The following is a 26919-nucleotide window of genomic DNA, read 5'->3' as shown; positions in this document are numbered from 1 at the left end:
CGGCTCGGCGAGCGAACACACACCGTTTTGGTCGCGACGTGTACGGGACGATCGATGGACGCCGAGCGCTGGTGGCCAACCCTCGTCGAGATCCGTCGAAGGATCACGCGAAAGCGTACTTGAGCCCCAAGGAAACGCGCAATCTGAAGGTCCACGTCGTCGCTTCCCGCGACTTCAGGCGCGGGGGAATGTCACGACTCGATAACCAGTTCCTCGAGGACGGAATCGTCGTCGGATTTCGGCTCGCCTTCGTCGATCGGCGTCGGTCGCGGCCAGAGATACCGCCACATGAGACCGGCTGCGACGCCCCCGAGCGTCGAGGCGACGATGAACATGACGGCGTCGAACGGTTGGATACCGGCGATCCCGGAGGTGAAGACTCGAGCGAGCGCCACCTGCGGGTTGAAAAACGCCGTCGAGGCGGTTCCGATGATTCCCATGCCGACGGTAAAGCCCACTGCGAGACCGATCCACTCGCTGTCCTGACGGAGCAGCGAGATGACGGCCGACGCGAGCAGCATCGTTCCGAGGAACTCGGCCAGCCAGGTAGATGCGGGTCGTTCGACGGCGGAGACGGCGAACACCTCCCACCCGATCGTACTCACGAAGGTGAGTCCCGCCAGAGCGACGCCGAGGATGCCGCCGGCGAACTGAACGGGAATGTACTGACGTGCGGTCCTCATATCCGTATCGCCGGTCACGACCAGTGCGATAGTGACAGCGGGATTCACGTGGGCGCCACTGATCGGGCCGAGCATCTGCACGATTACGAACAGCCAGCCGGCCGTCGCCAATCCGATGAAAAGGACGCCGATGCTCGGACTCGCACCGAGAACCCCATCGGCGAGCAGTCCCGACGAAACGAGGACGAAGACGAGCGTTGCGGACCCGAAAAACTCCGCGACGAGTTTCTGTGTGGTAGTGAACTGTTCGGTAGTCATTGCCAACCATGAGCTACAGCCGGTAATAACGACACCTCCTAACCGCCGAAACCCCCGTACTGTCTGTCGTTCCGGACAGTCGTCACACCGTGTCTGGGATCGTAAACGTTCACACGGCCGCTACCCGCGGATTCCTCTCGAGTCACTGCTTTCGATCGGCTACCGACCCGATACCGGGCACCGACTCGCCGATCGAGGCCCGAACAGGATTTCTTTCCGGAAATCGATGGCCTCGGCACTCATAGGGCTCGTCGTCACCGGGTGCCGAGTCCGGTTCGGAGCGAGTGGATCGTCATCGGCCACGCGAGGCTACGCGCGTCGCTCCAAAGACGGTTTGGATTAGGACTCGCTCGAGCGATTACGCCGCTTCGTCGCCCCCGGCGTTGGCGAAAGCCGAGTTCCACTCGTCGATCAGGTTCTCGAGTCGCCCCCCATCGCGGTGGGAGAACGTCCGCGGCGCGCGGTCGGTCGCGGTCCGGGGGTCCTCGAGGGTACTCGAGGGTGTGGATCGGGTGCGGTCGGGCGTCGGTTCGGCGTCGGGTCGAGTGAGGTGTTGGGTGCTCATGTCGGTCGGGTTGTGTCTGTCGTCGAAAATCGGTACTCGTCGTCAGCGACTGATTCAGGCGCGTACGTGTACGACCGACATTGCTTACTCCACCGTACCAACTCCAGGATTATAAAAGTTCATGATAGACATGTTCTCCGGGAGTCGATAGTTGAAAGTAATTCGCACGGGCCACGGTCCCACGGCTCTCTCCGAGCGGTCGGACTCCGATAGCTTGAGAAGTCGCCCAAGAGAGGGCTCGAGTAAGACGATGACGGGCGCTGGAGGCGACGACGCGGTCGACGTGAGTTTCGTGGTACCGGCGCGAAACGAGAGCGACTACCTGCGGGGGACCCTCGCGAGTCTGGCCGCGCTGGACACGGCCTACGAGTACGAGGTACTGGTCGTCGACGGCGACTCGAGCGACGACACCCGCGAGATCGCCCGCGAGTACGGCGCGGCGGTGGTCCAGGAGGGCGGCCACAGTATCGCTACGGCCCGGAACCTCGGGGCCGAGCGCGCCGACGGCGAGTGGCTGGCCTTTATCGACGCTGACACGCGTGTCTGGGCGACGTACCTGACCGAACTGTTGGGATTCGTCGAGCGCAAGAAGCTGGCAGCGGCCAGTTCCTACTGTCGGATCACCGGCCCGCGGCGTGCAAAGCTCGTGGAAGCGACGATCAATCACGGCTTCTCGCGGCTCGAGCGGCCAATCCTGACCGGGTTCAGCTGTCTGGTCCACCGGCGGGCCTTCGAGGACGTCGGCGGTTTTCCCGACGTGCCAAACGAGGCCACGGCGTTCAGCCGGCGGCTGGCCGCCAGCTACCCGACTGGCTACCGGCGGACGGTGCTGGTCGAGAGTTCCGGCCGCCGGATCGCCGACCTGGGGCTGACAGTGACGCTGGGTCACTACTTGCGACTCGACCTCGAGCGGCTCCGAGCGGCCGACTGAACGACTCGGCGGCCACGACGGCGTCTCAACGAGGGCCGTCGGCCCGCGAATCGGCATCGCAGACGGCGATCTCGTCGGTCGCTGGTTCCGGGCCGCGACGGCGGTCGATCGGGGCATGGCAGGGACTCCCGAATACGTCCCGTCAGGGACGAGGTGCTAACGAACGGTGTGGCAGCCGGGGGCACAAGTGGGACGTGACCGGCACGATCATGTGGGTCCCTTATGTCTCCGTCCGTGGGTACTGCACGCGTGTCCACCGTTCCACCCGAAGCCGAGCGGTTGCTCGAGGACGAGCGGCTGATGGCCCACTTCGGGACCTGCGCCGACGGACGGCCCCACGTCGCGCCGGTCTGGTACCACTACCTCGCCGACGAGGACGTCGTCGAGGTCGTCACGACGGGGCGGAAGCTGGCGAACGTCGGGGAGAACCCGCGGGTCGCGCTCTCGATCCAGCAAGACGAGGACGGCCACGCGCGATGGATGGTGACGCTGCTGGGGACGGCGACGGTCGTCGACGACACGGCCGCGACCGACGCGGCCCGCCGCCGGATCAACGCGAAGTACGACGCCGATCAGGACGCCTACGCCGACAACCGGCTGGTCCGGATCGACGTTGGTTCGGCGACCTATCGGACCTACGACGACGATCTCGAGTGAGCGCCGGCGGCCGTGTGACTATCCCTCGAGTTCGCTTCACGAGCGGGTCTCGTCTCACGTCGCGCCCGAGAGGCCGACCAGCGGCGTCGCCGCCGCGATCGTGGTCGTCGCTCGTGTCCACGCGTCCGGAGCCAGCGGTTTCACCGTCGCGACTCTGGATTGAGCGGCCCGCGGACTCGAGCGGTTACGCGGCGACCTGCTGCCAGTAGTCGACGGTGCGCTACAGGAGATAGAGAACGGCGTTGAGCAGTCCGGTCAGCGCGAAGAGCGCATCGAGTTGCGGGCCGATCGCAGTGAAGAGGCTGCCGGGGCCGCCGACGTTGCCGATTCCGTGGGCGAAAACGGCGGCGATAGCGCCCCAGACGAGGTGGATCGCGGCGATTCTGGCACCGTCTTCCACGTCGGTCGAAACCGAGAGTGGCGTCTGTGGTGAAGTCACGAGGCGTCGTTTCGACGGGCGTGACATAACGGTAAGGATACCTGAAAGAGGGGGTTCACCCATTCCGGACGCGTCGACCAGCCTCGAGTCGAATCACCACAGCAGCGAGCGAAGCGCCACTGCGATCAGCGCGACGAGCAGCACGATCGCCGTTACCCGGAGGACGATCGCGGATCGCCGTCGGTTCTTCGGCAACAGTTCCGCGGTACCGGACAGAGCCGTCGCGCTTCCGAAAACCAGCAACGAGAGTGAACCGCTGTTGTACAGGAGTTCGAAGCACGCATAGATCCCGAAGAAGGCGATCGAACTACCGATGGATATCCGCGCCTCCTCCCAGCCGCCTGGTTCGGAAAAGAACGCCTCGATATCAATGTCCATAGACACGAATGCCGGCCGATCGAACGAAAAAGTATGGCCGCGTCCGCGTTCGCAACTGCCGATTGGGATCGGTTCGTCGGCTCACGCATCGGTTCCGACAGGTACGGGTATCCCTATCGACGGACGGCGGTCAGAGCCCCGTCGGGGCCTCGAGGTACGTCGTCTCGAGGCCCCACTCTTCGACGAACTCCTGCAGGGATCGCACGCCGAAGGTCTCGGTCGCGTAGTGGCCCGCGAGGAAGACGTGGATCCCGGCCTCTCGGGCTTCGTGATAGACCTTCCCTTTCCCTTCGCCGGTCACCAGCGCGTCCGCGCCGGCAGCGACGGCCTCGTCGAGCCAGTCGGTGCCGCTGCCGGTGACGATCGCGACGTCTTCGATCGCGTCGGGGCCGAAGTCGAGGTGCTGGACCGGCTGGCCGCCGGTCTCGAGGTTGGTCTCGAGGCGGTCGCGCAGGTCGGCGGGCGCGTAGGGGTCGGCAGCCGTCCCGCGCTGGCCGACGTGTTCGGGGCCGTGGTCGCCGAAGGGCGAGCGGTTCTCGAGGGCGAGCAGGTCGGCGACGCCGGCGGCGTTGCCCAGTTCCGGGTGGCCGTCCAGCGGGAGATGGGAGACGTACAGCGCGAGGTCGTTCTCGATCAGCGGGGCGATCCGGTCGTAGGTCCGGCCGGTCACGCGGTCGAAGCCGCCCCACGAGAGCCCGTGGTGGACGACCAGCAGGTCCGCGTCGGCCTCGATCGCCCGGTCGACCGTCTCGCGGACGCCGTCGACGGCGAACGCGGCCCGTTCGATCTCGGCCTCGTCGGGCCCGACCTGCAGGCCGTTGGCGCTGGCGTCGACGTCGGCGTAGTCGGCGGTTCGCAGCTCCTCGTCGAGTCGATCGACGACGCTCGAGAGTTGCATACGGTCACGTAGGGTCGAGACCGACTTGTATCCGACTGATCTACTGGACTGAACACGGCCGTCCTACGCGCTGACGCTTGGCCGGAGTGGTGATTCATTCTAGCAGTACACTGATTACGGGCGCACACCAAGTACGTCCCATGCCGGTGAGTATCGACGACTTCGAATCCGGGAACCTTCCGAACAGGGCAAGCGTCCCGGAACGGGTAGTCAGGTACCTCTCCGATCGGCGGGACAAGGCGTTCACCCGGTCGGAAATCGCGACTGCCATCGACGAAGATCCGACCACCGTCGGGACGGCGCTCTCACGGTTGAAAGATCGTGATCTGGTTCGACACAAGGGAGAGTACTGGGCGATCGTGGCGGATCGCGATCGAGTGGCCGCCGCGTACGACCTCCACGCTGCGACGGATCGACTCGACGAAGCGGACGGCGGCATCGATCCCGACGAGTGGCAGGCCGCCGCTCCGGAGACGCCCCATCCGAGCGAACGAAGCGACGGGGAGGACGGTTGATCGATGGAACCGGAACGGGGTGACGTCGTTCGGAGTCACGACCCGTTCAAACTCGGGACGGAGAAGCAGCGACCGTGGCTGATAGTGAGCAATGAAACGCATCCGTTCGACGGAGAACAGTTCCTCGCGGTCGCCGTCTCCACCAAGCAGTACGATCGTTCGCTCCCTCTTCGTTCAGACGTCTGGGAGGTCGGCGGCGTTCCGTGCGAGTCATTCGTCTCCCCGTGGGCAGTTCACTCCCCCCGCCGAGAGGACCTGATCGCGTGGCAAGGCCGAGTCACGGAGTCGTTCATTGAGCGGGTCATCGACGAACTGAAACGCTATCTCGGGTGAAACGAAGCGTTCGCCGCCGGTCGATAGTGGACGAGGGACGAAAGCGGTCCGGCCGCCTACAGCAGGTAGAAGATCGGGAACAGGAACACCCAGACGATGTCGACGAAGTGCCAGTAGAGCCCGAAGTACTCCACCGGCCGGTGATCCGTGAGGTAGGCGTCGACCGAGAGAGTCCGATAAATCATGAACCCCGCGATGAGCAGCCCGAGGATGACGTGGAAGGCGTGCAGGCCGGTCGTCACGAAATACAGCGAGTACTCGAGGTCGGTGAACCAGTAGATCCCGTGGGAGAACTCGTAGTTCCACTCGTAGCCTTTGATCCCGAGAAACAGGAGTCCGAGCGCGAGCGTGGCCCCCATCGAGGCCAGCAGGCCGCGTTTGTTCCCGCGTTCGGCCATCACCAGCGCCAGCACGACCGTGAAACTCGAGGTCAGCAGGACGTAGGTGTTGACCAGACCGATCGTCGCCGACGGCGGGACGGTCTCGAAGCTGCCCCAGCCGTTGTGAAGTCGCATGAACAGATACGCGCCGATGACGGCACCGAAGACGACCACGTCCGAGGCGAGGAAGAACCAGACGCCGGTCTTGGTCGTTCCGACGTCCTCGAACGGCCAGCGCTCGGCGATCGCCATCTCGGGGGCGTCGAACCGCTCGCGGCCGTACTCGAAGAGCGAGTAGCCGAGGACCGCGACGCCGATCAGCGAGATCGCGGGATAGATGACGTTCGCCGAACCGGCGACCGAGCCGGGAAAGTCCGCACCGCGTGCGGCCGCGAACGAGGCCACGTACGGCGTCAGCCCGGATAGCCCCAGGAACGTGACGAAGATCCCGACGCCGATCCCGAACGGCCAGATGCTCGCGTGGTCCTCGTGGTCCCCCTCGAGCGCGTCCGCCTGTCCCGTTCGTTCGTGGGCGACCGCCCCGCCGTCGGCCGCCGTCGCGTCGTCGACGAACTCGAGTGTGCCGGAGGCGTAGCTGGGTCGGTCGGGCCAGTTCTCGAGCGGCGGGGGCGAGGTCGTCGCCCATTCGGCGGTCCGGGCGTACGCCCACGGGTTATCGGGCGCGTCGGGACCCGAGACCAGACTCTTCGCGAGCGTGACGAGAACCAACAGGACCGACGTCCCGAGGACGAACGCGCCGACGGTCGCCAGCTGGTGGTAGAGCTGTGCGCCCTCGCCGTAGTGGAAGACCCGCCGGGGCGTCTCCCAGGCGATGAACATCGGGAAGTACAGCAGGTTGAAGCCGACGAAGTAGACGGCGAAGCTGAGTTTCCCGAGTCGTTCGGAGTACATCTTCCCGGTCATCTTCGGCCACCAGTAGTAGAGGCCGCCGATCAGTGCCGTGACGCCGGCGACCATCACGTAGTGGAAGTGGGCGACGACCCAGTAGGTGCCACGGAACTCGTAGTCCAACACGACCGCGCCGAGGAACACGCCCGTGATGCCGCCGATGATGAACAACACGAGCGCCCCCATCGTGAAGAGAAACGGCGTGGTAAACCGCACGCGGCCCTTGACCATGGTGTAGATCAACGAGAACACCATCAGATCGAACGGCAGCGAAATCCCGATCGTCGTGGCCATAAAGAGCGTCTTGATCGGGAGGTTGATCGTCGTCAGAAACATGTGATGCATCCAGACCAGAAAAGACTGGACCGCGACCAGCACCATCGCGATGATGACCCACTTCCGGCCGACTAACCGCCGGCCGGTAAACGTCTGGACGGTCTCGAACATGATCCCCAACGCGGGGAAGAAGACGATGTACACCTCCGGATGGCCGAAGAACCAGAACAGATGGCCCCACAGCAGGCTCGAGCCCTGATCGGTGCCGAAGTACTGGGTCAGCAGGAGCCGGTCGGTCAACAGCAGGATCATCGCGGCCAGCAGCGCCGCGAAGGCAAAGAGCATCATCCAGACGGTCAGCAGCGTCCCCCACGTGAAAAGCGGCATATTCCAGAGACCGAGCCCCTCGGCGCGACAGGTGTGGATCGTCGTCAGGAAGTTCACCGTGCTGAGGGTGGTCGACATGACGAACAGCGTCAGGGCCAGGATCGTCGTGTTCCCGCCCATCGTCAGCGTGTAGCCGGGGTTGTAGATCGGGACGTTCAGCGGGGCGTACATATACCAGCCGTTGGCCCACGTCGTCCCCTGGAAGAACGAGAACAGGACGAGAAGTCCCGAGAACAGGTAAAACCAGTAGCTCAACGCGTTCAGCCTGGGAAACGCCAGATCGTTCGCACCGATCTGTAAGGGAACCAGATAGTTCGCGAAGGCGAAACCGAGCGGTGAGATGAACCAGAACACCATCAGGAGGCCGTGGATCGAGACCGACTGATTGTACTGGGTGTTCGTCAGGAGACCGGTGCCGCCGGCTTGCCACAGGTGCGCGCGGAACAGCAACGCGAGGATCCCGCCGGCCAGGAGGAAGAAAATCGCCGTCGCCAGATAGAGCAGTCCCACGTCCTTGTGATTGGTCGTGACCAGCCACCGCTTGACCGTCGTTCGCGGCGGGAAATCGCTCATCTGCTCACCACCCGATCGATCCGTCGGGCGAGATCACTGACGGCGACGTGATCGGAAACGGTCACGACGTGCCGGAACCGACGAAACGGCGAGGGCGCGACGGAGACCATACCGCTACCTCAGTACGATTCGTCGTATCAAAGTGTCCGGTGCGCCTGCAGGCGATACTTGTACCGTTCGAGGGCCGTTCGCGGGACGGCGACGCTATCGGTCGCCGGCGGCCGCTCCCAGCCGCGGGTAGTCGGCGATGATCCCGTCGACGCCGGCGGCCGCGAGCCGGTCGAACTGGACCCAGTTTCGCACCGTCCAGACGTTGACCGCCCGCCCCGCCTCGTGGGCTCGCTCGAGGAGGTCGACCCCGGCGTCGTCGTCCGCGTTCCCGGTCGCCGTCGACTCGCTCGATCCGGCGTCGGAAATCGCAGTTCGCGGCGGATGGATCGCCTCGCAGTCGTAGCGGCTCGCGATCTCGAGGCCGGCCGCGAGGTCCGCGCCGACCAGCGGCGCGGCGGCGTAGTCGGCGACATCGCGCAGCGCTGCGATCGCGCCCTCACAGAACGAGGAAAACAGCAGGTCGCCGCCGAAGGCCTCGCAGTCGCCGACGACGCATTCGACGAACGGCCGCCACGTCCGGCGACGCCGGTCGCGTTCGTCCGGGGGCAACGCCTCGCCGACACGGCGGTCGGCAGTCCCGGGACTTTTGAGTTCGACGTTGATGCCGATCGACTCGGGGACGGCCTCGAGCAGGGCGACGAGGGAGGGGATCGGCTCGTCGGTACCCAACACGCTCGTCGCTTGCAGGTCCTCGAGGGGCGTCTCGCGAACGAGTCCGGTCGCGTCCGTCAGCGGGCGGCCGTCGCGAGTCCCGTCGAGGCGCTCGTCGTGGACGACCACCGGGGTGCCGCAGGCGGCCGGCCGGACGTCGATCTCGATCATGGCAGTCTCGTCGCGGGCGGCGGCGCGTTCGGCGGCGGCGATCGTGTTCTCGGGCGCGATCCCGGCGTAGCCGCGGTGGGCGATGACAGCAGGGCGGACCATATCGGACCGAGGGCGAGGGGTGTAATGTAAACTGCGCTACGGGACGACGTGGCAGCTCCCGGCCCGCCGTTGATGCGTGTCCACCGCCAACCGCCGGTATGACCGAAACCACGCTCGCCGATATCGAACGCGCGCTGGACCGGGCCGCCGGCCTCGAGACCGAGGACGCCGTCTCGGTCCTGCGGACCGCCCGGCAGGACGTTCGGAATCTGGCGACCGACCCCGAGGTCGACGAGGACCGGCGGACGGACCTCGAGGGCCGGGTCGCACAGCGGATCCGCGAGGTGCGAGAGCGCGACGCCTACGACGGCGGGCTGGGATCGGCGATGAACCCGGCCGAGGACGACGCACCGTAGCGGGACCCGTCGCTGCACGCCGAATCCGAGGCCGTCCGAGAACCCGGCGAGATCGGCCGCGCTCCGGCCCTTTTATTCGGGTGCCGTCCGGAGACGTGGGTATGCGAATCGCACTACTCGGCGGCACGGGCGACATCGGCGAAGGACTCGCGCTGCGCTTTGCACGCGATACGAGCCACGAGATCCTCATCGGCTCGCGCGACCCAGAGAAGGCCCGCGACGCGGTCGCGGACTACGAGGACGAACTCGAGGCCCGCGACGCCGACGCCGATCTGAAGGGCTTCGGCAACGAGATGGCGGCCGACCGGGCCGATATCGTCATCGTCAGCGTCCCGCCGTACTACGTCGGCGACACCGTCGAGGCGGTCGCGGACAGCCTCGATTCCGACTCGGTCCTCGTGACCCCCGCGGTCGGGATGCAGGGCGACGAGGACGGCCTGCACTATCACCCACCCGAGGCCGGCAGTGTCACCGAACTCGTCGCCCAGCGGGCCCCGGACGAAGTGCCGGTCGTCGGCGCGTTCCACAACCTCGCGGCCGACGCCCTCTCGAACCTCGACAACGAGTTGGACCTCGACACGCTCGTCGTCGCCGACGACGACGACGCCAAAGCGACCGTCCTGACGGTCGCCAACGAGATCGACGGGCTGCGCGCGCTCGAGGCCGGGCCACTGGCCAACGCCGCGGAGGTCGAAAGCGTCACCCCGCTCGTCATCAACATCGCGAAGTACAACGAGGACATGCACGACGTCGGCGTCAAGTGGGTCTGATACGGTCTGCTGGCACTGGGGAGGAGCGACGGCGGCTCGGTGTGACCCGCTGCTCGTTCGAGGCGAACGGAGAGTTGGAACTATCGACGGTCGAATCCGCGAGAATTCGGTGATCGTCCCTACGCGCCGGCCGACTCGAGGGCGTCCTCGATGTCGTCGCGCTGGGTGACCCCGACGAAGCGCTCGACGATACCGTCGTCGTTCTCGATGACCAGGGTCGGAAGCGAGCGAACCTGGTATTCGTTGGCGACGTCCTGTTGTTCGTCGACGTTCACCTTCTCGACTTCGAATCGGCCCTCCCAGTCGTCCTCGAGCTCCTCGAGGATCGGGTCCTGGGTCTTGCAGGGGCCACACCAGTCCGCGTAGAAATCCTTCAGCGTGACAGTCATGCGGTCATCTCTAGTTGCCACGCGCCGCGCATAAGGGTTTCCCAGCTGTGTTCGATTGCCGGAACCGACGAGACGGCCGGTGACACCCGTTAGTCCGACTGGATCGCGTACAGCTGTGCGTACATTCCGTCGTGTTGCAGCAGCGAATCGTGGTCGCCGGTCTCGACGATCGCGCCGTCCTCGAGCGTATGGATCCGATCGGCGTTAGTCACGGTCGAAAGACGGTGGGCGATGGCGATGATCGTGTACTCGTCCTCGACGGATTCGATCGCCCGATGGATCCGACGTTCCAGCTCCGAATCGAGATCGCTCGTCGCCTCGTCGAGAATCAACACGTCGGCATCGACCAGCAGGGCTCGAGCGAGAGCGACGCGCTGTCGCTGTCCCCCAGAGAGGCGAACCCCGTCATCCCCGAGGACCGTCTCGTATCCGTTTGGGAGCTCTTCGAGGAAAGGCGTCACTTGGGCCATCTCGCAGACGCGATCGAGTTCGGCCTCCGTCGCCTCGCGGTTCCCGATGGTAAGGTTGAATCGAAGCGTCTCGTTGAAGATGTGTGGGTCCTGTCTGACGACAGCGATCGAGTCGCGCCATTCGTCGATCGGAACGTCCTCAAGCGCCGTCCCGTCGACCGTAATTCGCCCGTCGTCGGGTTCGTAGAACCGAGCGAGCAGCGAGACGATCGTCGACTTCCCCGCGCCCGAAGGTCCGACGAGGGCGACGAACTCCCCGTCTCGTACCTCGAACGAGACGTCGGATAGCACCCGCTCGTCGCCGTAGGAAAACGAGACCTCCTGAAACTCGATCCGATCGACGGCATCCGGGCAGTCCCGCGTTCCGCCGGTCGGTTCCTGCCGCCGCTCGAGGTCGTCAGTGAAACGGTGCGTTCGAACGAGATGGGGGAGGTCGCCCTCCAGTCGGTACACGAGCTGGTTCAGTTCACCGATCTGGGGCGCCAACTGAAACGTCGCAAAGAGGAACACGCCGAGGGTGGCAAACGAGAGGTCGAGGAACCGAAGTGCGCCATAAATCAGGCCGAAGATCGAGACGGCCGCAGCGAGCTGGTAGAAGTTCCTGATCGCGGCCTCGTTGCGCCGGAGGTCGATCGATGCGTCGACGAATGTGTCGACCGCCCGGTCGAACAACTCGAGCAGTTCATCGCGGATGCCGAACAGCTTCACGTCCCTACTTCCCTGGGTGCCGGCCTGAACGGTGCTTTGAATCCGTTCGTTAGCGGCGGTCACGCGATCGCCGACGGTGTAGCCCGGCTCTAACACGCGCCGAACGAGGACTGTAATCCCGCCGAGCGTCCCGACGGCGGCGATCGTTAATACCGGGGCGATATAGCACGCGATCCCGAAGTAGACCAGACAGAGGAGCGTCTTCTCGAAGACGCGGACGAGGTGTTTGATCGTCTTCCCGCCGTACACCGCCTGTGTGACGATCGCGTTGAGGATCTCATCGGAACCCTCCGCATCGTAGTACGATGTTCGGGCGGTAAGCGCGGCGCGAAACCCGCGAGACTGCAGTGTTTCCACGTAGTTTGCTCGGAGCATCTCCCGGATCCACGCGACGAGGAAACTCAACGTGTACCGGGTGGCAATCACAACGGTGACCCCGACGATGATGAACTCCAACGTAAACGGGACCCCGAGGAACTCGTACGCCCTGACGAACGCGAGCATGATCCCCTCGGCTTCCGCCACGGGATCGCCGTCCGACTGGGCAATCTCGATGATCGGTATCAGAAACGTTAGTCCGATCGCCTCGAACAGGGCCGCGAAGCAACCGAAGACAACGATGAGGACGGCGAACCCCGGTCGATACCGGAACGCTCGGGAGACAGCGCGGAGCTTCGTTCCCATCGAGACCTCTGGCGCGTCGGGCTCGCCGCTCATCTGTGGGATTCCGTGGGCGGCCGGTTCTCGATCGGTCGCCGCTCTCCCGTCGCGCCATCGGTGTCCGATTCATTTCCGGAAGACCGGTATCTGAGACGGTTGATCGTCCGCTTGGCGGTCCGCGCGAACCGATGTGTGTACGGGCCACCGACCGCAGCGAAGAGGTGCGCGTACGTCCGAACCGCCAGCGGTCGGTAGCGAAGCGAGCGCAACAGATGTCGTATCGACTCGACGTACCGCCCAGCTAGCAGGGCGTCGTGGCCGATCCCACGCGACAGTTCGCCGCGGAATAGTCGATCGGCCCGCCGCCCGAGCGTCGCGACCCGGTCGCCGTGTTTCTCGACCAGTAGCGGATAGGCCGTGTCCCGTTTCGCCTCGTACCGGTTGGAGATCCGTTCCGACCCGATGAATCGGCGTACCGTAAGCGGCTCCGGAATCGAAACGAAATCGTAGTGCTCGGCGATCCGGAAGTACCACTCCCGGTCCTGCCAGCACGGGAATCGATCGTCGGGGTAGCCGGCGCGTTCGAACACCTCCGACCGAACCATTACGGTCGAGAACGGACCGAAACGAGCGCCTCGAGCGAGATTCGTCATGAAGTCACCCTCGGTTTCGGGGCGGACGACGTCCGTTACGGTCCCCGTATCGTCGATCCAGTGTTGCCCGGTAAACGCCACGCCGACATCGGCGGCCGTCCGCTCGAGCGCGCGGACTTGTCGTTCGATCTTCCTCGGTTGCCAGTAGTCGTCGTCGTCGAGGAACGCGACGTACTCGCCGCTCGATGCCGAAATGCCGGTCTTTCGGGCGACGTTTGCGCCCAAGTTCGTGTCGTGGCAACAGACTCGAACGGAGCCGATGCGGGAATGCGAGGCGCCGTCGAGTGCCGTCTCGGGGTGGGTCGTCGAACCGTCGTCGACGATCACGAGCTCGATGGGGTCGTACGTTTGCTTGGAGACGCTTTCGACCGCGTCGCCGAGAAGATCCGGCCGTTCGTACGTCGGGATAACGATACTAACCAGCGGCTGGTCGCGTTCCGGCTGACTCATTGGAGGCCACATGTCCGAACCGACGTTTTGTTATTCGCTTTGTTGTCGAGTAAGGCGCGAACAAATCGCCGACGGCGGACGAGGAGTAACAAGCGACGACCCGTCGACGGACCCACCCTGTGGTGGCAGCCGGACGCCGGGCCGGACGGTCGCGGCGTCACGGAAGTAAAGATGAGGCTATCCGCAGGTATCGGCTCCGAACACCACGGACCGGCGATCGTCACTCGAAACGCGCCGGTCCCCGGCACCGTTTCCGAGCGGTACAGCACTGCTAACGGGCGTTTGTCACGACGCTGCGGCCGGGTCCCTGTGCCGTTACTCGCGGGAGACTGACTTCGCAACCATTCCCCGGATTCGACCCAGCGTCGCTCCGAGGGTCCCGCCAAACCGAGCCGCCGCGTGTGCGGGTGACACTCCGACGTAGTTCGTGGGATCGAGCGAGAACTGCGCGATCTTGAACCACTGCTGTGACTCCGAAACCCCTCGCTTGTCCCAGTAGTACGGCGTCTGCGTTTCCAATCGATACTGCTTCCGCCAATAGTCACGCAACGACTCGGCGTAGGAATGATAGACGACCAACTCCGGGTCGTAGTAGATCGGATACTTCGCGAGGACCCGCTCGGCGAGCTCTTTCTCCTCGTGCCCCCACGAGATCCGTTCGTCCCAGAGCCCGACATGGTCGAACACCTCCTTTCGAACGGCCATGTTACACCCCCAGAACCGCGTGACGTATCTGCTCGTCTCACCGAAGTCGTAGTGATCGGTGAGTCGCTTGGCGAAGACATCGTCGCCCGGATGGACGGTCTTACCCGCGACAGCCGCCTCGCGCTCGAGTACGTCACGGACGCGCGACAAGTAGCCATCGCACGGTCTGGAGTCGTCATCGAGGAAAACGAGTTTCTCGGCGCTTGCCCGCTTGATCCCCTCGTTTCGCGCCGAGGTCACGATCGGGTCGTCCCGGACGATGACCTCGTAGTCGATATCCGGATCGGGATCGAGAGACGACCGAGCATCGATATCGCCGGTTGCGTCCCGTGTCGGGACGATAACGCTCAGTTCGGTCATGAGTCCGATGGTCGGCCGGCGTCGCTCGCGGTCGTGTCCGCTGTTCCAGCCTCGGAGTCGAACACCCCTCGGAACTCCTCGTCGGTCAGTCGGCGAGGGTGGTCCGGATGCGCCGGAAGCGCGCGGTGTTTACGGATGCCGGTCCGATACTCCGGATAGGTGTTATAGGTCTCGCCCTCGTGTTCCCAGGTCCCCGTCCCGCGACCGCCGTCGAGAACCGCCCAGTCTGTCTCTTTGTCGACGTTGAACCAACAGGCCAACTGTACGTCCGAGTCGGCAAGATATTCGAGGACGGTGTCGATCCACTCGCCTTTCCGCTCCGGACGGTGTTCATCGGCGACCTGCGAAGACGTCCCGTACTCCGAAAACGCGATTGGTTTGTCCGTGACCGACTGGAGTCGGTCGATGACGTGGTCGTAGAGATCACGCGGCGATACCCAGCCACCCCATTCGTACCAGTTGTAGCCGTGCATCCCAATCCAGTCGACGTAGTTGTCGCCCGGGTAGTACTCCGAGATGGAGTATCCCGCGCTCGGTGTGCCGACGTTGTCGGGCGCCCAAATCCACTGCAGGTGGTGATCGCTGATGTCTCCGTCCGTCACTTCCTCGTAGGTCCGCTCCCACATATCGACGAAGTCCGCGGGCGTCGAATCCCCGGTCGCGCCGCTCCAAGGAACCCAGTCGCCGTTCATCTCGGGTGCGAAGTTGAGATAGAGCCGTCGCTCGGCAGATCCGTCACCGGGGTGAAGCCAGTCGTCGAGGGCCGCTGTCCACCTCGAGAGCACGTCGTCGTACTCACCGTCAGCGATATCCCGAGCGACCAGTGGTGACGTCGCCTCGTCGCGGTTGTCGGTCGATTCGGACTGGTCTCCCTCGTCGAAGTCTTCCTCCGTGTCTGGATGGTTCGCGATACCGAAAAACGGTTGCAGGATAAGCATCGGGACGTGGCCGTGTTCCCAAATGCGGGTGAGCCTAATCTCGAACAGGTCTTCGATCTTCGCGTCGGACCAGCCGAGATTAGCGAACACGTTGACTACCGCGGGCGAGGAATCCGCCCACTCCTCAAACAGCGTCAGTCGCTCTCGCGTGACCCGGGACGGCGTCACGCCGTGCAGGAAGGAACCGGTCCGTGTCACCGGTTCCGGGGTCGACTTCTCCGTTTGCGAGTCATCAGCGGTCCAGTCCCAATACAACGTAGTACCTCCAACAGCGACCCCGATACCCGAAGCGAGTGCCGTGACGGCGCGGCGGCGATTCATGTACCTCGGGGCAGTCCCCGACCGTATAGTAATAGAGGCGCTAGCGAGCGCCGCACTCGGGTCCGAAACGGCCGATGTGTGTGCGTTTCGTCCAGATGCATCGGCTTTCAGTGCAGTACATGTAGCGTTCGAAGATAATATCGGTGTCTCGTATATCGGAGCGAAACGGCGAGAAAGGTAGAATACAGACCAAAGAAGAGAGTACGCGCATCCGAACCAGAGTGTACCGATCAGATACGGAGACCGATCGGAGGACCGGCCGTTTTTGAATGTCCTCGGCCATTACCTATACCAATTCACCCAGCGTGGGGCCGCTCAGTTCGGGAACCGAGCGATATCCTTAGACGTGGAAAAGCGGTCCCGAAAGAGCGTCCCGAATCGGCCGAGGGCTCGAAAAAAAAAGATCCACGTACAACTACTCGGAATCGTGTAACCAGCCACTCCCCCAGCGTTGTTGAAAATTAACTATCTATCTATTGTGTCACATCCGTCATATGGTATCCACGCAGAAACCGGGTTTCCTCGGCTCGCCGGCGGATGGGGGATCGGATGAAGAGACAGTCGATCGCGAGACGCAAGTGGAGTTTCCGTGGGTCTGCTCCGAGTGCGAACTCGAAATGGTCGTCCCGAAACCCGTTTGCGAACACGCACGCTGTGGTCACATCGGTCTCAAATCGACGTTCGAGACCGACAGCGGCCAGGAATGTCCACACTGTAGTCAGACCGAAGGCGAGACTCCGGTGACGACCGTCGGGGTTCTCTTTCAGTGTGACGGCTGTGGAGAAGTGTTCGATGTCCCGCCGGAGTCGTGCGCTTGAACGAGGTCACCGGTCATGACTGCAACACCCGATGTGTCCGAGGAAAACCCCATCGACGTGCCGGTTATCACGGCGCTGTTGGTGCTTCTGTTGGCCCTATGGTCCGAACTCGTCAGTTGGTGGCTGGTCGCCGTCCCCGCGGCGTTCACGGTTGGATACGCGGTGATCGTCCTGCTCTCGACCGCTCGGTCAAGCGGCGGGGAGACGTCCGGTTTCGGGCCGGCGATTCCAGGCTGGCTGCTCGTATCGGCACCGTTGGCCTGTCTCGGACTCGTATGGCTGCTGACCGAACGGGCGGTATCGGCTCGGTCGGCGGGCGCGACAGTCCTCATAGCTGTCGCGAGCGTGCAGTTTCTCGCTAGCCTGCGCGGCGGTCGCGCGTACACGTTGCTGTTCGATCGCCGACGCGTGTCCTGGTGGGCACTTGGATGGATCGCCGCAGGCGTTGGCGTACTCGGCAGCGCGCTCGTTCTGGCGAACGGCTCCGTGTTCAAAATGGCGTTTTTCTTCGGCTTCCTCCTGTTCGCGTTGTTCCTGTGGTTCGTCGTCCCGATGGCGGCCGTCCAGAGCCGGAGAACCGCGGATGCGGCGGCAGCCGAGTCTCCCTATCCGAGCGTCAGCGTCATCATCCCGGCGTACAACGAAGAAACGTGTATCGGCCAGTGTATCGAGAGCGTTCTGGAGACAACCTATCCGAACGACCTGTTGGAAATCGTCGTCGTCGACGACGGGAGTACCGACGATACCTATGCGACCGCGTCCCAGTACCGGGATTTCGGCGTCGAAGTATATCACAAAGAAAACGGCGGCAAGTACTCCGCATTGAACTACGGACTGTTCTGCTCGTCCGGGGATATCGTCGTCTGTGTAGACGCCGACGGCTGTCTCGCCTCCGACGCGTTACTGAACGTGGTCGGCGCGTTTCAGCGTGATTCGAACGTCGGCGCGGTCGCGGGGAACGTGAAGGTGGGGAACCGAACCCGACACCTCACTCGATTGCAAGCGCTCGAATACCTCGTCGGTATCAACACCTACCGGCGGGCGTTCTCGTGGTTCGGTGCCGTTCCTGTCGTTCCCGGGTGTCTCAGCGGGTTCCGTCGCGAAGCGCTCGAGCGGGTCGACGGATACGACCCGGACACGATCACGGAGGACTTCGACGTGACGCTCAAGATACTCAAAGACGGCTGGACGGTGCGACAAAGCGACGCGACGGTCTGGACAGAGGCACCGTTCACGCTCCGGGATCTCTACACGCAGCGCCGGCGCTGGTTTACCGGCAGTGCCGAGACTATCCTGAAGCACTGTGACGTACTCATCGACGGCACATCGGGGAACCTTCACAGGGTTTCCTACCCCTTTAGCCTGTTTCGGGTGTTTCTCGCTCCTCTCGTTCTCACTCCGATCTACGCAGTCGTGGTCGCCGCACTGATCACCCGTCCCTACGAGACGGCTCTCGTGATCCTCGTTCTTGGGTTCATCGTCGCCTTCGTCTACTCCCTACTGGTGGTCCGAATGGACCACGACTCGCCGTGGATCGTCCTGTACGCACCCTTATACGTTATCGGCTATAAACAGTTCCGGGAGTGCGTGCTGGTGCTCAGCCTCCTCGGGGTACTGGTCTTTCGAAGCGAACGGACGTGGGGTTCGGTCCGTCGGCAAGGAACGCTCAACACGACGATACTCGATACCGAGTGATTACTGATGGTTCCGGCGGACCGAGCCCGAGGGGAAGTCCTCGTCGCAGGGTTTCGGGCTGGGCCCTCTCGAGTGAGGGCAACGGCGTCACGCTGACCGTTCGAAAGGTTTAGTTCCGGGGGGACGTAGGGACCGGTATGGACAAAGGACAGAACACCGGCGGGCTGATGTCCAGTGCCGGACTGGTCCGGTACTTCGACTCCGAGGACTCGAACGCCATCCGAATCGACCCGAAGACGGTCATCGCTTTCGGCGTCATGCTGGGCGTCGTGGTCCAGTTGCTGACGTTCGTCTCGTAACGCCCCCCGTTCTTTCGCCGTCGCCTCGAGTAGCCACGGTACCGTCGGAATCCCTCGTGGACGGGAAACGATCGGTCGCGGCGGCCAAACGGGGACCGGGAGCCCAAATCATCGCTACCGCTGGGAGTCGCGGAGGATCAGCGGTTCGATAGCGAGCGTTCGCTTGGCGACCGTCACGATTCGGATGACGTAGGCCGCAAACAGCAGAAACGGGACGAGCGTCGCCGTAAAGGCCGCGCCGATCGCCCACGTGACGTTCGCCACGCCGAGCGTTCGCCCGGGGAACGTGCCCGCGTCGACGACCGTGAGCATGACGCCGGCGATGACCAGCGCCGGAACCGCCGCGTAGAGGATCATCTGTGAGAGCGTGACGAGTTCCCACTCGAAGTACAGCGTCTTGACGTGTTCTCGCGCCGGTCCGAACAGGCTGAGCGATGTCTTCAGATCGTCCAGATCGGACAGTTCTTCGTCGCTCAGACTGTCTTCGAACTCGTTTGCGATCCGTTCGACCTGAAATATCTTCCAACCGTAGTTGAAGTTCAGCGCGGCGAACAGGACGTCGAAGCTCCCGAACGTCGCGTCCTCGAGCTGATCGATGACCAGTTCGGCGTTGCCCACGAGGCTGTCGGTGAACTCGTCGACCTCCGCGCGGAGTCGGTCGTCGTCGTTGTCGGCGACACGGTCGCGAAGCGCCTTCGCCCGCAGTTCGGCCACGAAGACGAGTTGGCGGAGGAACTCCGACGGATCCGCCGGACTGGGCGACCCGATAAGTTCCTCGGTGAAATCGCGGAAGTCCATCGCGTTCTCCATCCGGTCGCGCTGGTCGCCGAGCGGACCGTTCTCCTGGGAGAGGACCAGCTGGCCGATGGTGACGACGAGCGTGGTGCCGGTGATGATCGCCCCGATCATCGTCGAGAACATCGTTTCGATGGTGTCGCCGGTCTGCAGCTGTGGGTACAGGGGCGACGGCGTGAGAGTGACGAACGCCACGAACGAGACGAACACGCCGAGCGCCAGGATGGCGGTCACCTGCAGCCGGGAAGCACCGAGCAGGAGCCAGAGTTTGAGCCGACTTTCGCCGGCGCGTTCGCGCATCGTGTTCGCCGTCCCGATGTCGGAGTCACCGGCCGTCTCGACGTCGGAGACGCCGGCCATTCCGTTCTCGGCGTCATCGGTGCCGGTCATGGCGATTCACCCGTCATCGGCACCGGCATTCGTCTCGGCGGGGCGTTTGAATACCAGATACTTGGTCCCGCCACCCGTGTAGTCGATCGTCTCGACGAGTTCCCAGCCGTCAGCGCCGTACTCGTTCAGCGCCGCTTGCGGGTCCTCGGCCTCCTTTTTCGTTTCGCCGCGGGGCGGCCTGAGCGTCCTGTACTCCCATCGGCACGCGTCGGATCGGCTCATCTCCGGTTCGTCAGACGCGTCCGAGGGCAGTAAGGATGTGGCAGACATGTCACGATCGGTCGAATCGGACGCCGCGGCCGAGTCGGTGGCGCGACGTTTTTGACGCCCCCCTCCGTAGCCGCGGCCATGTCACTGACTGCGGGCGTCGTCGCGGTCCAGGGCGACGTCGAGGAACACGCGGCCGCCATCGAACGCGCCGCCGCGGCCCGCGACCGCGAGGTCACGGTCCGCGAGATCCGCGAATCGGGGCTGATCCCCGACTGCGACCTGCTGGCGATGCCCGGCGGCGAATCGACCACGATATCGCGGCTGGTCCGCGACGAGGAGATCGCCCCCGAAATTCGGGCCCACGTCGCCGCCGGCAAACCCCTGCTGGCGACCTGTGCTGGCCTGATCGTCGCCTCGAGCGACCCCAACGACGATCGTGTCGACCAGCTCGGCCTGCTCGACGTGAGCGTCGAGCGCAACGCCTTCGGCCGCCAGAAGGACAGCTTCGAAGCGCCCCTCGAAGTCGACGGTCTCGACGAGCCCTACCCGGCGGTGTTCATCCGCGCGCCGGCCATCGACTCGGTCGGCGACGCCGAGGTGCTGGCCGCGTGGGACGACCGGCCGGTCGCCGTCAGACAGGGCCCGGTCGTCGGTACCTCGTTCCATCCGGAACTGACCCCCGACAGTCGGATTCACAGCCTCGCGTTCTTCGAGAACGAGGCCGCAAGGGTGCCGGGACTCGAAGAGTCGCGATAGCCGCCTGCCCCCGGGCGCTCCCGTCCCGGCCGCTCTATTTCGATCGCCGCGACGGTCCCGCGTGCATGCATTCGCGACCGGACCTGTTTTCTCCCTCCTGCCCGAGGGTACGGGTATGCAGGCATCCATCGACGCGGTTCGGGTCGCGGGGACCCCCGAGGGACCGGTCCCGGTCGTCGTCCTCGCCGTCGAGGGCGAAGACGACGTCGTTCCGATCTTCATCGGGTTCAGCGAGGCGACCAGCATCGCCCGCGGCCTCGAGGCCGAGGACATCGGGCGGCCGCTGACCCACGACCTCCTGTTGGACGTCATGGAGGAACTGGGCAGTCGGATCGACCGCGTCGTCGTCACCGAGATCGAACAGCGCGAGAGCGGGCGGGGCGGGACCTACATCGCCGACCTCTACCTCGAGACGCCGCGGGGCGAGACGGTCGTCGACGCCCGCCCGAGCGATTCGCTGGCGCTTGCCGCCCGGACCAACGCCGGGATCGAGATCACCGAGGGCGTCTTCGCGGACAGCCGAGACGACAGGGAGAAGTTCGCCGACCTCGAAGACATTCGCAACGTGTCGGGTGAGATATAGATGGAGGAGACGCTCGAGGAACTGTTCGCCGTGATCGAGGACCGCAAGGAAACGTTGCCCGAGGACTCCTACACCGCCTCGTTGTTCACCCACGAGAAGGGCGAGAACGCGGTGCTGGAGAAACTCGGCGAGGAGACGACCGAACTCGTCCTCGCAGCCAAAGACGACGACCGCGAGGAGATCGCCCACGAGAGCGCCGACATCGTCTATCACCTGCTGGTGCTGCTGGCGATGAACGACATGGAGCTGTCGGATCTCGAGGCGGAACTCGAGGCGCGTCGCTAACCGCTCAGTCGCCAGGGTGGCCGCGATACCCGGCGATGGGACCGGTGTCGACTCCGTCGTCAGTGACCGACTGCTTGCAATCGCCGAACGCGGCTTCATCGGCCTGCGTGCCGTCCGTCCCAGTGATGGCGCTTCAACAACTCCAAAACGCGCACTCGGACGACCAGATGCAGGCGTGTATCGACAACTGCCTCGAGGCCGCGCAGGTCTGTGAGTGGTGTGCCGACGCCTGTGCGGACGAGGGCGAGGCCATGGCCCGCTGCATCCGGCTCTGCCGGGACGTGGCCGACATCGCCTCGCTGCACGCACGCTTTATGGCCCGCAACTCCGGCTACCACCGGGAGTTAGGCGAGATCTGTGCGGACCTCTGCGAGGAGTGTGCCGCAGAGTGCGAGCGACACGACCACGACCACTGTCAGGCCTGTGCGGAGATCCTGCCGACGTGTGCCGAGAGCTGCCGGGAGATGGCCGCGGCCTGACGGGGACTCGAGGCTGTCTTTTCAGTTACGGACCGCGGCCCCGACGACGCCGGCGATCGCGCTCTCGATGGCCATCACGAGCGAGACGGCGACGGCGATCGCGAAGATTCCGACCCCGGCGGCCCCCGAGATCGCGCCGCCGACGGGGCCGAGCGCCAGCCCGGCGAAGCCGACGGCGACGCCGATCAACAGGCCGCCGATGATCCCGCCCAGCGCGCCGGCCAGCAGGCCGTGCCAGAAGCCGCTTCCGAGTCCGCCGCCGGCCATGTAGCCCGCGACGAACCCGCCGGCCAGCCCCGCGGCGATCTGACCGACCCCCGGCACCACGAGGCCGACGATTCCCACCACCGTCGCGACGACGAATCCGACGAACACCGCGCGCCAATCAGTCATAGCTCCCTGTAGGCGGGCAGCAGGGATAAGCTGACGGCGGCCAACGGACGCCCTTTTATGGTCGCGGCTCCTACCGCTTCCCATGATTTTCGAAGACCTTCCGACGACGCCCACGTCGGAAGAGTTGATCGACAAGGCGTTCTCGCGGGCGGCGCGGGCCGGCAAGGCCAAGGGCGGCCTCGAGGCCCAGCAGTCGATGCTCCAGACGGCGGCGAACATCATCTCGGACAACTTAGAGAACGTGGTGACGGCGTGGCCGGACTTCGAGTACGACGCCCACCCGTTCTACTACGAGCTGGCGGACGCGATCGTCGACGTCGACCGACTCCGGCAGGCGCTGTCGGAGGTCATGTGGGCCAGCCGGAAGGCCCGCGAGATCCACGAGGAGTACCAGCCCCGGCTGCGCAAGACCGACGTCGACACCGCGCGCAAGCACCGGAAACAGGCCTTCGCCCGGCTGGCCGACATCGTCGAGCAGGTCGAGGACCACCTGCTCTACATCAACGAGTCGCGCAACGACCTGCGGGACCTGCCCGAGATCAACCCCGACGAGCCGACGATCGTCGTCGCCGGCTACCCAAACGTCGGCAAGTCCTCGTTCGTCAACGGCGTCACCAGCGCCCGCGGCGAGACCGCCTCCTATCCGTTTACGACGAAGGGGATCGGCGTGGGTCACTTCGAACGGGACCACATCCGCTACCAGATCGTCGACACGCCGGGGCTGCTCGACCGCCCGCCGGAAGAGCGCAACGAGATCGAATCGCAGGCGGTCAGCGCCATCGAACACCTCGCGGACTGCATGCTCGTCATGCTCGATCCCTCGGGAGAGTGTGGCTACCCGATCGACTCGCAGCTCGAACTCCGGGACGCGATCGCGACCCGGTTCGATGCGGTCCCCGTGCTGACCGTCGCGAACAAGATCGACCGGAAAGCGGTCTGGAACGCGTCGCTCGAGGATCTCGGCTCCGACTACACGATGAGCGTCGAGACCGGCGACGACGTCGAGACGGTCCTCGAAGCCGCCGTCGCGGCGATCGACTACGAACCCGAACTGCCGTTCGACGGCTGATGTCGATGCGGCGATGACGTGGCCGAGCCTCCGGTGACTGGTCCAAACGGCGGCGGGTATCTCGATGGCGGGGCCGATGTTCGTCGTCGGGATCGACTTTCCCCGGCCGGGACAGTACGCGGCCGGACTCGGCTTCCTCTCGTTCGGCGCAGTCGTCCTCTACTTCCCGACCTACCTGCTCGAGCGGATCGGCGGCCCGCGGACGTGACTCCGGCGACGGCTCGGGACCGACGACGGCGACTCCACGTCCGGGGAGCCGTCCCTGCTCGAACGGCTGCGACGCTGACCGGGCTCGAGCGATCGAACCGAGCAGTTTCGAACGTAGCGGCGACCGCGTTCAGCCGGTGCCCCGTTCGGAGACTTGGACGTACCTGACTTCGACGGCGACCGAGCCGTCGGCGTGGTCGTTGATCCGCTCGTAGAGGGTGTCGGCCAGTGCGGGCGCGGACGCGCCCGGCGGCCCGCCGATCGTGACGATTACCCGCTCGGGATTGCGGAACGGGTAGTCGTCGTCCATCACGACCTCGAACTCGAGGAGTTGATAGTCCTCGTACTGGGACTGCGAGAGGACCCCCTCGATCTCGTCGCGGGCGTCCTGTTCGAAGTTCCCCGACTCGTAGGAGGCGTAGGTGATGCCGCCGAGAAAGACGGCGAAGACGAGGACGATGACGACGAGCCCGGCGATCCGCTTGCGAAGCCGCTGTTCGGTCTCACCGAGCGAGAACAGGTTCTCCGGACGGTAGCCGGCGTACCACAGCGTCACCAGCCCGGCGAGATTGACCGACAGCAGATTGACCAACACGAGTACCGTCGCACCGATCGCCGATGTCGGCTGGCCCCACGCGATGGCGATGCCCGCGACGCCGGCCGGCGGGATCAACGCCGCCGCGATCATCACGCCGACCAGCGCGACCGCGGTTCCCGTCGCGATGCTGACGACCCCCGCGACGCCGGCTCCGAGCGCGATCGCCAGCGATAGCAGGTCCGGCGCGAGCCGCTCGGAGATCTCACCGACGCTCGAGAGGACGAGATCCGGCGGGACGATGTTCAGCGACCGCACGACCAGCGCGAAGACCGCCGCGGCCACGATCGCGACGACGACGCCGATGAACTGGTAGGTGACGCTCTCGACGAACATGTCCTCGTCGTCGATCACCGTGCCGACGCTCGCGCCGAGTGCCGGCCCGATCAGGGGCGCGATCACCATCGAGCCGACGACGACCGCCGGCGAGTCGAGCAAGAGCCCGGCGGTCGCGACGACCGCGCTGATGACCGTCATCACCACGTAGACGGGAAAACTCGGCGTCAGACCGTCGGCTTCGGCCTGCAGTTCCTGTCGGGAGATGCGGTCCGAGCCGACGTCGCCGTTCTCGTACTCGTCACGCAGTGCCTGAAACCGCCGTGAAACGACCGTCTCCGCGTCGACGACGACCGTGTAGGCGTCGTCGTCGATCCCCGCGTCCTGGATCTCGTCCAGCACCGGCTCGACGGCCGGGTCCGGCAGCGGGAAGTACGTAACCCCCGTGTACGACCGACTGCCGGTCTCGTCGGTCATCACGTAGTCGATCTCCCGCTCGTCGAGGATCGAGAGGATCGTCTCCCGCTTACCCGTCGGGATCGTCAACTGTACGAGCCGCACGGGAGGTCCTGACGAACCCCGAGCCCATAACTCCGGGGCATTCCGTCCCGTTCTGTCCCGTTCCGTCGGTCGGATCGGGGTCGAGCGACGCCGCGATCGCCGCGAAAGACTGTTGTAGGACAGCCAATAATTGCCCCTATGAAGCGACGGACGGTCCTCCCGCTGGGCATCGTCATGCTCGGGCTGGGCAGTGCGTATCTCGCTGCGTTCGGTCCGCACGTCCTCACCGACCCGCTCGCCGGGGTCCTCCTGACCGGTTTTGCCCTCTCGGCGGTCCTCATGATCGTCGGTGGGCTCGTCGTCTCGGTTCCGGTCGGCGACCGAACGATTCCGTGGAACGTCTTCGTCGGCATCGGCGACGTCCTCCTCGCGGCCGTCGTCACGCTCTCGGCGATCCGATCCGCAATCGTCGTCGGCGACACGGCGTCGTGGGTCTTCGCCGCGGCGATGCTCGCCGGGGGATCGTCGATCGCCTGGTTCGGCGTCCAGACTGTCCGCGACAGCCGCCACGTCGACCTCGAGGCGACCCCCTCGAGCCGCCGTCTCGTCGCGATCGCTCTCCTCGTCGCCGTCTCGGTCGGGAGCGGGGCGTTCGTGGCGACGGGCGTGTAGATCCGGCATCGACGCCTCGGACGACGCTCGAGCGACCGGGGCCAGTTACAACGCGTATAAACCTCCCACCGCCCTACCGAACCGTATGATCGACTTCGATACGCGACCGAATCGGGACGCCGAGGTGGCGCTCGTCGGTCGCTCGAACGTGGGCAAGTCCACGCTCATGCGCGAGCTGACCGGCCACAGCTTCGACACCGGCGGCAAGCCCGGCGTCACCCGCTCGCCCAACCACTACGACTGGGCCCCCGAGGACTTCGTCATCACCGACCTCCCCGGCTTCGGCTTCATGAGCGGCGTCGACGAGGACCGCCGCGAGGAGATCAAGACCGAGATCGTCCGCTACTTAGAAGCGTACGCCGACGACATCCTCGTCGCAGTCCTGGTCGTCGACGGCAAGAGCGTCGTCGACATCATCGACCGCCACTCCGGCCCCGACGAGATTCCCTACGACGTCGAGATGTTTCACTTCCTGCGCGACCTCGATATCCCCACCGTCGTCGCCGTCAACAAGATGGACAAGGTCGACGACGAGGACGAGCGCCTCGACGCGCTCTGTGACCGCCTCGGCCTCTACCCGCCGTGGAAACAGTGGCAGGACACCATCGCCCCCATCAGCGCGAAGAAGGGGCAACTCGAGCCGCTCGACGAGGCCGTCCGGAGCCATCTCCACGAGCAACAGCGGGACGATCTGTTCAAGTTCTTCTAACGAAATTTTGCGCTGCGTTCGCTCGTCACTCGGCAAAATCTTCAAAAGAGCGCGAAGCGCTCTTTTGGACCTCGCGGGATCGGAGATCCCGCTGAGTTTCGGTCAAAAGCACTCCTCCCTCCGTTCCGTGACGCTTCGCGTCACTCGGCTCACGGCTCCGCCGTTCGTCTATTCGCGGCGCGTAGCGCCG

The 26919-nt window shown here is 64.8% G+C and carries 33 protein-coding genes; 17 read left to right on the top strand and 16 right to left on the bottom strand.

Annotation, left to right across the window (positions count from 1 at the left end):
• Positions 1-191 precede the first annotated feature (191 nt).
• Both A6E15_RS00365 and A6E15_RS00360 read right to left on the bottom strand, forming a co-directional pair.
• Positions 192-941 (bottom strand): MIP/aquaporin family protein, encoded by a 750-nt coding sequence (locus tag A6E15_RS00365; protein ID WP_076142878.1) that lies wholly within the window; start codon positions 939-941, stop codon positions 192-194.
• 358 nt (positions 942-1299) lie between these two features.
• Positions 1300-1506: a hypothetical protein gene (locus A6E15_RS00360; RefSeq protein WP_076142877.1), complete on the bottom strand. Its 207-nt coding sequence runs from the start codon at positions 1504-1506 to the stop codon at positions 1300-1302.
• Positions 1507-1756: 250 nt separating this feature from the next.
• On the opposite strand from A6E15_RS00360, the gene A6E15_RS00355 reads away from it, so the two are divergent.
• Positions 1757-2437 (top strand): glycosyltransferase, encoded by a 681-nt coding sequence (locus A6E15_RS00355; RefSeq protein WP_076142876.1) that lies wholly within the window; start codon positions 1757-1759, stop codon positions 2435-2437.
• A gap of 249 nt (positions 2438-2686) precedes the next feature.
• The gene (locus A6E15_RS00350) at positions 2687-3094 is read left to right on the top strand and encodes a pyridoxamine 5'-phosphate oxidase family protein (protein WP_076142875.1); all 408 of its coding nucleotides are present in this window, start codon (positions 2687-2689) and stop codon (positions 3092-3094) included.
• 220 nt (positions 3095-3314) lie between these two features.
• On the opposite strand, the gene A6E15_RS00345 is transcribed toward A6E15_RS00350, so the two are convergent.
• The 3 genes from A6E15_RS00345 to A6E15_RS00335 all read right to left on the bottom strand — a co-directional run bounded on the left by A6E15_RS00345 (position 3315) and on the right by A6E15_RS00335 (position 4809).
• Positions 3315-3533: a hypothetical protein gene (locus tag A6E15_RS00345; RefSeq protein WP_076142874.1), complete on the bottom strand. Its 219-nt coding sequence runs from the start codon at positions 3531-3533 to the stop codon at positions 3315-3317.
• A 93-nt stretch (positions 3534-3626) separates the two neighbouring features.
• Positions 3627-3911, bottom strand: a complete 285-nt coding sequence (locus A6E15_RS00340) for a hypothetical protein (RefSeq protein WP_076142873.1) — start codon at positions 3909-3911, stop codon at positions 3627-3629.
• Positions 3912-4041: 130 nt separating this feature from the next.
• Positions 4042-4809, bottom strand: coding sequence for a Nif3-like dinuclear metal center hexameric protein (locus A6E15_RS00335; protein WP_076142872.1), 768 nt, complete (start codon positions 4807-4809; stop codon positions 4042-4044).
• A 140-nt stretch (positions 4810-4949) separates the two neighbouring features.
• On the opposite strand from A6E15_RS00335, the gene A6E15_RS00330 reads away from it, so the two are divergent.
• Positions 4950-5324 carry a hypothetical protein gene (locus A6E15_RS00330; RefSeq protein ID WP_076142871.1) on the top strand — a complete coding sequence of 125 codons (375 nt, stop codon included), beginning with the start codon at positions 4950-4952 and terminating at the stop codon, positions 5322-5324.
• Positions 5325-5327: 3 nt separating this feature from the next.
• The gene (locus A6E15_RS00325) at positions 5328-5657 is read left to right on the top strand and encodes a type II toxin-antitoxin system PemK/MazF family toxin (RefSeq protein ID WP_076142870.1); all 330 of its coding nucleotides are present in this window, start codon (positions 5328-5330) and stop codon (positions 5655-5657) included.
• A gap of 56 nt (positions 5658-5713) precedes the next feature.
• On the opposite strand, the gene A6E15_RS00320 is transcribed toward A6E15_RS00325, so the two are convergent.
• Positions 5714-8182, bottom strand: coding sequence for a cbb3-type cytochrome c oxidase subunit I (locus A6E15_RS00320; RefSeq protein ID WP_076142869.1), 2469 nt, complete (start codon positions 8180-8182; stop codon positions 5714-5716).
• Positions 8183-8386: 204 nt separating this feature from the next.
• A complete protein-coding gene (locus tag A6E15_RS00315; protein WP_076142868.1) occupies positions 8387-9217 on the bottom strand; it encodes a glycerophosphodiester phosphodiesterase in 831 nt (276 codons plus the stop codon).
• A gap of 98 nt (positions 9218-9315) precedes the next feature.
• Between A6E15_RS00315 and A6E15_RS00310 the strand changes: the two genes are divergently transcribed.
• Together A6E15_RS00310 and npdG are read left to right on the top strand one after the other, a co-directional pair.
• Positions 9316-9573, top strand: a complete 258-nt coding sequence (locus A6E15_RS00310; protein ID WP_076142867.1) for a hypothetical protein — start codon at positions 9316-9318, stop codon at positions 9571-9573.
• Positions 9574-9674: 101 nt separating this feature from the next.
• Positions 9675-10343, top strand: a complete 669-nt coding sequence (gene npdG / locus A6E15_RS00305) for an NADPH-dependent F420 reductase (protein ID WP_076142866.1) — start codon at positions 9675-9677, stop codon at positions 10341-10343.
• Between the two features lie 119 nt (positions 10344-10462).
• On the opposite strand, the gene A6E15_RS00300 is transcribed toward npdG, so the two are convergent.
• From A6E15_RS00300 to A6E15_RS00280, 5 genes are all read right to left on the bottom strand, one after another.
• The gene (locus A6E15_RS00300) at positions 10463-10732 is read right to left on the bottom strand and encodes a thioredoxin family protein (protein WP_076142865.1); all 270 of its coding nucleotides are present in this window, start codon (positions 10730-10732) and stop codon (positions 10463-10465) included.
• A gap of 89 nt (positions 10733-10821) precedes the next feature.
• The gene (locus tag A6E15_RS00295; protein ID WP_076142864.1) at positions 10822-12627 is read right to left on the bottom strand and encodes an ABC transporter ATP-binding protein; all 1806 of its coding nucleotides are present in this window, start codon (positions 12625-12627) and stop codon (positions 10822-10824) included.
• Entirely contained in the window at positions 12624-13673 is a 1050-nt protein-coding gene (locus tag A6E15_RS00290; protein ID WP_076142863.1) for a glycosyltransferase family 2 protein, read from the bottom strand. The genes A6E15_RS00295 and A6E15_RS00290 overlap by 4 nt, the downstream gene beginning before the upstream one ends.
• 315 nt (positions 13674-13988) lie before the next feature.
• On the bottom strand, positions 13989-14738 hold the full coding sequence (locus A6E15_RS00285; protein WP_076142862.1) for a glycosyltransferase family 2 protein: 750 nt from the start codon (positions 14736-14738) through the stop codon (positions 13989-13991).
• Positions 14735-15931, bottom strand: a complete 1197-nt coding sequence (locus tag A6E15_RS00280; protein WP_175607182.1) for a glycoside hydrolase family 26 protein — start codon at positions 15929-15931, stop codon at positions 14735-14737. Before A6E15_RS00280 ends, A6E15_RS00285 begins: the two co-directional genes overlap by 4 nt.
• Before the next feature lie 560 nt (positions 15932-16491).
• On the opposite strand from A6E15_RS00280, the gene A6E15_RS20685 reads away from it, so the two are divergent.
• The 3 genes from A6E15_RS20685 (at position 16492) to A6E15_RS00265 (ending at position 18809) form a co-directional block, all read left to right on the top strand.
• Positions 16492-16815, top strand: coding sequence for a hypothetical protein (locus tag A6E15_RS20685; protein WP_175607181.1), 324 nt, complete (start codon positions 16492-16494; stop codon positions 16813-16815).
• Positions 16816-16830: 15 nt separating this feature from the next.
• On the top strand, positions 16831-18510 hold the full coding sequence (locus tag A6E15_RS00270; RefSeq protein ID WP_084177315.1) for a glycosyltransferase family 2 protein: 1680 nt from the start codon (positions 16831-16833) through the stop codon (positions 18508-18510).
• A 137-nt stretch (positions 18511-18647) separates the two neighbouring features.
• Positions 18648-18809 carry a preprotein translocase subunit Sec61beta gene (locus tag A6E15_RS00265; RefSeq protein ID WP_076142858.1) on the top strand — a complete coding sequence of 54 codons (162 nt, stop codon included), beginning with the start codon at positions 18648-18650 and terminating at the stop codon, positions 18807-18809.
• Between the two features lie 114 nt (positions 18810-18923).
• Here the strand turns inward: A6E15_RS00265 and A6E15_RS00260 are convergent, their stop codons facing one another.
• Together A6E15_RS00260 and A6E15_RS00255 are read right to left on the bottom strand one after the other, a co-directional pair.
• On the bottom strand, positions 18924-19994 hold the full coding sequence (locus A6E15_RS00260) for a hypothetical protein (RefSeq protein WP_076142857.1): 1071 nt from the start codon (positions 19992-19994) through the stop codon (positions 18924-18926).
• 6 nt (positions 19995-20000) lie between these two features.
• Positions 20001-20216 carry a DUF4177 domain-containing protein gene (locus A6E15_RS00255; protein WP_076142856.1) on the bottom strand — a complete coding sequence of 72 codons (216 nt, stop codon included), beginning with the start codon at positions 20214-20216 and terminating at the stop codon, positions 20001-20003.
• Positions 20217-20342: 126 nt separating this feature from the next.
• On the opposite strand from A6E15_RS00255, the gene pdxT reads away from it, so the two are divergent.
• The 4 genes from pdxT (at position 20343) to A6E15_RS00235 (ending at position 22307) form a co-directional block, all read left to right on the top strand.
• Positions 20343-20960 (top strand): pyridoxal 5'-phosphate synthase glutaminase subunit PdxT, encoded by a 618-nt coding sequence (gene pdxT, locus A6E15_RS00250; protein ID WP_076142855.1) that lies wholly within the window; start codon positions 20343-20345, stop codon positions 20958-20960.
• A gap of 115 nt (positions 20961-21075) precedes the next feature.
• Positions 21076-21543, top strand: a complete 468-nt coding sequence (locus A6E15_RS00245; protein WP_076142854.1) for a bifunctional nuclease family protein — start codon at positions 21076-21078, stop codon at positions 21541-21543.
• A complete protein-coding gene (hisE, locus tag A6E15_RS00240) occupies positions 21544-21828 on the top strand; it encodes a phosphoribosyl-ATP diphosphatase (RefSeq protein WP_076142853.1) in 285 nt (94 codons plus the stop codon).
• A gap of 125 nt (positions 21829-21953) precedes the next feature.
• Positions 21954-22307, top strand: a complete 354-nt coding sequence (locus A6E15_RS00235) for a four-helix bundle copper-binding protein (protein WP_076142852.1) — start codon at positions 21954-21956, stop codon at positions 22305-22307.
• A 21-nt stretch (positions 22308-22328) separates the two neighbouring features.
• Here the strand turns inward: A6E15_RS00235 and A6E15_RS00230 are convergent, their stop codons facing one another.
• Positions 22329-22700 (bottom strand): DUF5518 domain-containing protein, encoded by a 372-nt coding sequence (locus A6E15_RS00230; protein ID WP_076142851.1) that lies wholly within the window; start codon positions 22698-22700, stop codon positions 22329-22331.
• Positions 22701-22782: 82 nt separating this feature from the next.
• Between A6E15_RS00230 and A6E15_RS00225 the strand changes: the two genes are divergently transcribed.
• Both A6E15_RS00225 and A6E15_RS20680 read left to right on the top strand, forming a co-directional pair.
• Positions 22783-23769, top strand: coding sequence for an NOG1 family protein (locus A6E15_RS00225; protein ID WP_076142850.1), 987 nt, complete (start codon positions 22783-22785; stop codon positions 23767-23769).
• Between the two features lie 64 nt (positions 23770-23833).
• Complete coding sequence (locus tag A6E15_RS20680) at positions 23834-23977, top strand: hypothetical protein (protein ID WP_175607180.1); 144 nt, start codon at positions 23834-23836, stop codon at positions 23975-23977.
• 129 nt (positions 23978-24106) lie between these two features.
• Here the strand turns inward: A6E15_RS20680 and A6E15_RS00215 are convergent, their stop codons facing one another.
• Positions 24107-25408: a TIGR00341 family protein gene (locus A6E15_RS00215; RefSeq protein ID WP_076142849.1), complete on the bottom strand. Its 1302-nt coding sequence runs from the start codon at positions 25406-25408 to the stop codon at positions 24107-24109.
• Positions 25409-25546: 138 nt separating this feature from the next.
• Between A6E15_RS00215 and A6E15_RS00210 the strand changes: the two genes are divergently transcribed.
• Complete coding sequence (locus tag A6E15_RS00210) at positions 25547-26020, top strand: DUF485 domain-containing protein (RefSeq protein ID WP_076142848.1); 474 nt, start codon at positions 25547-25549, stop codon at positions 26018-26020.
• 85 nt (positions 26021-26105) lie between these two features.
• A complete protein-coding gene (gene engB / locus A6E15_RS00205; protein WP_076142847.1) occupies positions 26106-26729 on the top strand; it encodes a GTP-binding protein EngB in 624 nt (207 codons plus the stop codon).
• The last annotated feature ends 190 nt before the right edge of the window (positions 26730-26919 follow it).

Origin of the sequence: Natrinema saccharevitans (genome assembly GCF_001953745.1) — an archaeon.
GTDB lineage: Archaea > Halobacteriota > Halobacteria > Halobacteriales > Natrialbaceae > Natrinema > Natrinema saccharevitans.
The sequence above is the reverse complement of the archived record's forward strand: the minus strand, read 5'-3'. Positions and strand labels throughout refer to the sequence as shown.